The 6,159-nt window shown below is 35.3% G+C and carries 5 protein-coding genes and 1 pseudogene; 5 read left to right on the forward strand and 1 reads right to left on the reverse strand.

Translation table 11 applies throughout. The annotated features are described in order from the left end of the window. Positions 1 to 626 precede the first annotated feature (626 nt). The 5 genes and pseudogenes from F7D47_RS03955 (at position 627) to F7D47_RS03970 (ending at position 5,361) form a co-directional block, all read left to right on the forward strand. A pseudogene (locus tag F7D47_RS03955) lies at positions 627 to 842 on the forward strand (helix-turn-helix transcriptional regulator). Next, positions 839 to 1,069: a hypothetical protein gene (locus tag F7D47_RS14710; protein ID WP_153133881.1), complete on the forward strand. Its 231-nt coding sequence runs from the start codon at positions 839 to 841 to the stop codon at positions 1,067 to 1,069. The pseudogene F7D47_RS03955 and the gene F7D47_RS14710 overlap by 4 nt, the downstream one beginning before the upstream one ends. Continuing rightward, positions 1,023 to 1,232, forward strand: coding sequence for a DUF4357 domain-containing protein (locus tag F7D47_RS15080; RefSeq protein WP_153083709.1), 210 nt, complete (start codon positions 1,023 to 1,025; stop codon positions 1,230 to 1,232). The genes F7D47_RS14710 and F7D47_RS15080 overlap by 47 nt, the downstream gene beginning before the upstream one ends. Positions 1,233 to 1,322: 90 nt before the next feature. Beyond that, positions 1,323 to 3,143, forward strand: a complete 1,821-nt coding sequence (locus F7D47_RS03965) for a DUF262 domain-containing protein (protein WP_153083710.1) — start codon at positions 1,323 to 1,325, stop codon at positions 3,141 to 3,143. A 58-nt stretch (positions 3,144 to 3,201) separates the two neighbouring features. Continuing rightward, the gene (locus F7D47_RS03970) at positions 3,202 to 5,361 is read left to right on the forward strand and encodes a GmrSD restriction endonuclease domain-containing protein (protein WP_153085620.1); all 2,160 of its coding nucleotides are present in this window, start codon (positions 3,202 to 3,204) and stop codon (positions 5,359 to 5,361) included. 683 nt (positions 5,362 to 6,044) lie between these two features. Here the strand turns inward: F7D47_RS03970 and F7D47_RS03975 are convergent. Further along, positions 6,045 to 6,140, reverse strand: coding sequence for a smalltalk protein (locus F7D47_RS03975; protein ID WP_153083712.1), 96 nt, complete (start codon positions 6,138 to 6,140; stop codon positions 6,045 to 6,047). Positions 6,141 to 6,159: the final 19 nt, after the last annotated feature.

Genomic DNA, 6,159 nt, shown 5'->3' on the forward strand with positions numbered 1-6,159 from the left:
CGTTAACCAATTCGTTTAAACTTGTTTCCAGGTGCAAAGGTATAAGAGTGACATTTATCCCTAATATTTGTATTTTTCTGTTTGCAAATTTTGTTTGGAAATGAAAACTGCAAACGGAACTGCAAGCAGAATTGCAAACGAAATTGGTAGCGCTAATTTCTTTATTCTGCTGTATTTTAGTTTGTTAGCGTGTTTTTATCTGTTTTCAAAAGCGTTTTCATTAAGCAAGTTTTTAAGTGAAACTTTGGGTGACATTTTTATAGATTAGTAGGAGCGCACTCGTTATTATTGCATAACACAGACAGCCAACATAGCGAGCTACTTTTATCTATATTATTGATATTCAGAGTATAATCAGTATATTTGCACATAATATTTATAAGATTATTGCGTGCAAAAACAATGAATATATATAAAAAGCGCATAGCGGTCAATTCAATTGCGCACACAGTGTATTCGCATTTTCAATAAAGTTTAGTCAGCTGTACTAACATGATTGGATGACATGGGTAAATAAAAGGAAAATAAAGCAATAAATTAAGTATAATCTTTTATAAAAATTGCGCAAAAACGCATCATCTTTAAAGAATATTCATTAAATTTGTAGCCATAAAACATATATATTTATGGAAAGTAAAAAAGATTTGAATCGTATAAAGGTTATGTTGGCAGAGAAGAAGAAAACCAATAAATGGCTTGCTTCTACCTTAGGAGTTAATGCCGCTACAGTTAGTAAATGGTGTACAAACTCTTCATAGCCATCACTTGAAACATTGATGAAAATTGCAGAGTTACTGGAAGTAAACTATACAGAACTTATAAGAGTCGAGCCAAAGTTATGAAAGCAAAGAATACCTTCACCATCCACACAGAACTGATGGATGGAACTCTATCAGGAGTTAAGAATATCTATATGGGGGCAAACTCTACTTGTCACCTCTACGTTATTCCACGTGATAAAATTAATGTAGCCAACGATATAGCAGACATAGCAGGTCAACCTGCTTTTTATATTCTGCTAGGTGATTCCAAGTTTCAAATCTGTTGCATCACGTCAGAGTTTCATTGATGAACATTGCAAAACGGAAAATGGGCAGATAATCCTTCAGCACGATGTCCCTATGGACAGTCCAAGTGGTGCAAGTGGAATAATACTCGGCCGACCAAGTAATGGCTGGGATGACTGGAAGGATGCTGATGGCAATAAATTAGGTAATGCCATAGAGCGATAGGAATAAGGTAAATGAAACATGCTTCAATATCCTTCATTCCATTCTGCGGTACAATTGGTTTAATCAGAAGAATATATAATAGGAAAAATAATGAATTTAGAAGAAAAAATCATAAGCGAAATAACTGGTAAATTCACAATAGAGGCATATCAGAGAGGCTATCGTTGGGGAAAAGATGAAGTTGAATATCTTCTTGAAGATATCAACGAAATTCCTGATGGTCAAAAGTATTGTCTCCAGCCTGTTGTTGTGAAAAACGTGAATGATACTTATGAACTGATTGACGGGCAGCAACGCCTGACAACTCTCTATTTGATTATGAAGTATCTGAATGCCTACGTTGATATAAAATTTAGCATAGAATACGCTACACGAAAGAGCGAAAATGGGCATATCGGAAGTAAGGAATTGCTTGAAACAATTGATGAAATTGATCTTTCTTTACCTTCTAACAATATTGATGAGTTGTTTATCAAGAAATCATATAGTATAGTTAAAACGTGGTTTAATGGTGAAAAGTCTAAGATGATGAGTTTTGCCAATAAACTGCAAAACTATGTCACAATTATCTGGTATGAAGTAGATGACGATGAAGATAGTGTAAATATATTCACACGTCTGAATATAGGTAAAATAAATCTCACCAATGCAGAACTCGTAAAGGCATTATTTCTTAGCCGTGGCAAAAAGGATTCCGAAGGTCGATATGCAGGAAATCCTTATGGCATAGAGGAAAAAAAACAGCATGAAATTGCTCTCGGTTGGGACTCAATGGAGAAAGATTTACATAACGAAAAATTCTGGACTTTCATTACCAATGAAAAGTCTGATCATTATCCCATTCGTATGGAGCTGTTGTTTGATATGATAGAAATGAAACCGAACGGCGAGAGTAATTTCTATACATTTAACAGATTCTATGAGAGGTTTAAGAATTCAGACAATAGATATGATACTTGGGAACTGATAGAACGATACATGCAACAGCTAAAAGAGTGGTATCATAGTTTTGACTTATTCCATCATATTGGATTTCTTGTTGCTACTGGCACAAGCGTGAAGTCTCTTCTTGACATAGCTATGAGTACAGATCATCCTATTAAGAAATCTGATTTTAAACTTAGAGTGCTTGATATGATACGGGAGAAGATGGCATTTAAGGTTGGAGACAATGATTTCGGAGAAGACATAGACTACGCAGAGCTTAATTATGAAGATCATTCCGAGTTTATACAGTATGTTCTTCTTCTGTTTAATATTGAGACTATCAGACAAAAAGGAGACGAGAATGTCCGTTTCCCATTTTATCGATATAAAAACGAAGGAACATGGTCATTGGAACATATCCATGCTCAAAATTCAGAGAGTCTGAAAACAAACCAAGAATGGAAGGAATGGCTTGAAATTCACAAAAAATCTCTTGAAGGCTTGGAAGTTAGTTCTGACGATAAAAAACAAATTGAAGAGGTTATTGATAAGATGAACACTGTTATTACCCATATTAATGAAAATGGGTATAAAGGTTCTATAAGGGATGAGTTCAACGCAGTAGCTCCTGCAGTGATCAATATTCTGTCAGATGGTGATGACAAGTCGCAGATGCACACCTTGTCAAATATGGCATTATTGACCGTTGGTGAGAATGCGGCTCTTAACAATTCCACTTTCGATGTTAAACGCATGAAGATTATTGCTATGGATAAAGCTGGAGAGTATATTCCTGTATGTACTCGAAACGTCTTTATGAAGTACTATTCTTCCTCAGATACGAAGCTGCATTTCTGGTCAGAAGAAGATAGAAAAGGTTATATAAGTGCTATGAATAATGTCTTATACGACTATAAAGAGAAAAATAGCAACAAAGAAATTAAACTTATAAGGAACAGAATAAATTATGGTAACAGAAAATAAGGAAAGCAAACCTTTTAGTTTCAAGTCTTTTCTTGAATAATATCATGTGGTTATCCCCATGGTGCAGAGAGATTATGCACAGGGGCGTACCACAGATGATGTCACCCGTGTGAGAAATAGATTCTTAGATGCTATTAAGTCATATCTCGTAAAATCAGAAGATGATAACGATGTGATGAAAATGGACTTTATCTATGGAGAGAAGGAACTGGTCTGGAGCACTACTACAGCAAATAAACTGGAGAAAATAATTGTGACACCACTAGATGGTCAACAACGCTTAACTACTTTATATTTACTGCATTGGTATGCTGCAAAGAAAGGTGCTGTAGAAGCAAGTAATTACGAGTTTTTAAACAACTTCACTTATGACATCCGTCCTAGTTCGCGAGACTTTTGCTCACATCTTTTGCAATATGTCCCTGATTGGTCTTTATCGTTTCACGACCAATTGGTTGACCAAAACTGGTTCATGGGTGAATGGCTAAATGACCCCACAGTAATAGGTATGCTTGTAATGTTGGATTCCATTAATGATAAATTTGGCAACATAGCTAATCTTTGGGAAATCTTGACAGGGAAGAAGGCTCGTATAGTCTTTTATTTCCTCCCCTTATCAGAAAATGGACTCTCTGATGAGTTGTATATCAAGATGAACTCTAGAGGAAAGAAATTGACTGCGTTCGAACATTTTAAGGCAGAGTATGAAGATCTGTACGAAAAAGACTCTGATGAGGCAAGAACGGTAAATCATAAATTTGATGTAGAATGGGCAGATACTTTCTTTCCATATCGTAATCAAGATGACATCGTTGACAATGAGTTCATGAAGTATTTCTTTTATGTAAGCCATATCCTTTGCTATGAACAAGGTATCAAGAAGTCTAACGATGAGTTTGAGCTAATTAAACTGGTATATAGCGACTCGCCTAATGCAGTTGCCAATCGCAAATATCTTGAAGATGCTTTTGACTGCTGGTATAGGGTTATGAAAGATTATGGATCGATAGACAATTTCTTTGCGAAATATCTTTCCGGATTTACTTATGAGAAAGGTAAGGTTACTACATTTAAGAGTGTTTACGAATACCTCGATACTCAGAACTTCTTTCATGCATGTGTGAAACTCTATCAGGTAAATAACAATTTTTCATATAGTGATTTTTTGTTTCTTTATGGCATAATTACCTACCTGATTAACAAGGATGCAATAAAAGAAGATGAATTTATTGATCGTCTTCGTACATTGAGAAATCTTATTTGGAATTCTAATTCAGGTGAAATTCGTGGTGATGCTGATTATATGAAAGATTTGCTTTGTGAAGTAAAAGACTTGATGTTGGCAGGTGTTATAAACAAGGAACTTTCCCACAAGTTTAATGGCATTCAAATAGACGAAGAAATCGAGAAGAAAGAGAAGAAACAGGAAATAGATATAGAAAACCTTCATAAATTTGAGGATCATCCTTTAATTTATGGCTATGCGTCTGGATTGGGATATGATAATCTTGGTTTGGTTGATACATTTGTTTCTTTGTTTGATAGCACGCCAGAATTTGTTAAAATACACCGTGCGATGTTGGCTATTGATAATTATATGCAGACTGATTCCAATCGCTACTATATGGGAAATCATAACAGATCTACTTGGTCACAACTATTGCATAAAAGCCGTAATAGAAATAATTTTGAAAAAACAATGGCTGTTCTGCGTATGCTTCTTCAAAGAATTAAAAATGGGGAGAGTTTGGATATTATAATCAATAAATACCTTTCGGAAAAGGAAGAAAAACAGGCTTTCGATTGGCGATATTACTTTGTAAAATATCCAGATATGTTACGAGGTGCTGATGGAGAACTGACATGGGACGATTCGAACGATTACATTTGTACTACGCTTAATAAGCATCAGTTCAACGGACAGCACTGGAATCCTTTCTTGAATGTAATATATCAGAATTTGTCAGATAAGTTGCGCGACAAAGATGGTAATGAAATTATTAGATTAGAAAATTATGGGGATGATTTGAATATTCTGAAACCTATTGCATCTATAGGTACAACTGGTACAGGCTTTATCTATTATTATCAAGATACTAGTCAGCCTTGGGATGTTGAGCAGGAGAATTCCCTCGACAAAGTAGATCGAGTTGCATTTGCTATAACCAAAATAAAGAAAATAGTTCAAGAAAATTTAAATGAACGTACACAATCATAGATAAGTGAAGTACAAGATCGGGACTATAGGAAAAAGGATCGTATCTCACTTCTATTATGATTTGAAAGAATTAAGTAAACCCACTGTTTTTAGCGTTTATGCTAAATCTCAGCGGGTTTCTTGTTTTACTATAACATTCCCCAAACCATATTAGTAAGACGTTAGATAATTTGGGGAAAATAAACTATTTGCTAGCTTTTATCATAGCAATTACCCACAAATATGAATAATCTTCGAAATAATATAAAAACGAAGATAACCATTGGTAATTAGAAATTACCTCTTAACAAAAAAAACAGCCAACATAGTGGCTGTCTTTAATTGAATGGGATGAATTATCGTCCTCGATGGTAATGTTGCTCTTCTTCCTGAGCAACAACCTCTTCTTTTTCCATTTGCTTGGCAACTTCCTTTATGTCGTCTGTTGCATCCCAATTCAATTGCGCACACAGTGTATTCGCATTTTGCACCCCCAAAATCCTTAATGACCGAAAATGACCGTGACCTTAATGACCGAATTTAAGGGGATTGAAAATGATAATGGCCCTTAATGACTTTGACCCTTCATGACCGGATTTTAGGTAGAAAACAAAAAAGACCGCTCTCCTCGTATTGGGGTGAGCGGTCGATTTTTATTTTTATGGCTGGGTCAGCTAATTATAATAAGGTGGACTCCATGTTCTTTATCCCATGCATCTCGTTACTCCGAGCGTAGTAGCGATAGCGGTCAGTATGCTGATAGCTATCTGCAGAATTGTTTTCCAAGTGTTCGCTTTCATTTTTTTTGAATGTTGAATG

It is taken from the genome of Segatella copri (assembly GCF_009494835.1).
Taxonomy (GTDB): Bacteria; Bacteroidota; Bacteroidia; order Bacteroidales; family Bacteroidaceae; genus Prevotella; species Prevotella copri_F.

Coding starts and splice junctions, on each gene's coding strand:
- F7D47_RS14710 (WP_153133881.1), top strand. CDS start 839: ATGAAAGCAAAGAATACCTTCACCATCCACACAGAACTGATGGATGGA.
- F7D47_RS03965 (WP_153083710.1), top strand. CDS start 1,323: ATGAATTTAGAAGAAAAAATCATAAGCGAAATAACTGGTAAATTCACA.
- F7D47_RS03970 (WP_153085620.1), top strand. CDS start 3,202: ATGGTGCAGAGAGATTATGCACAGGGGCGTACCACAGATGATGTCACC.
- F7D47_RS03975 (WP_153083712.1), bottom strand. CDS start 6,140: ATGAAAGCGAACACTTGGAAAACAATTCTGCAGATAGCTATCAGCATA.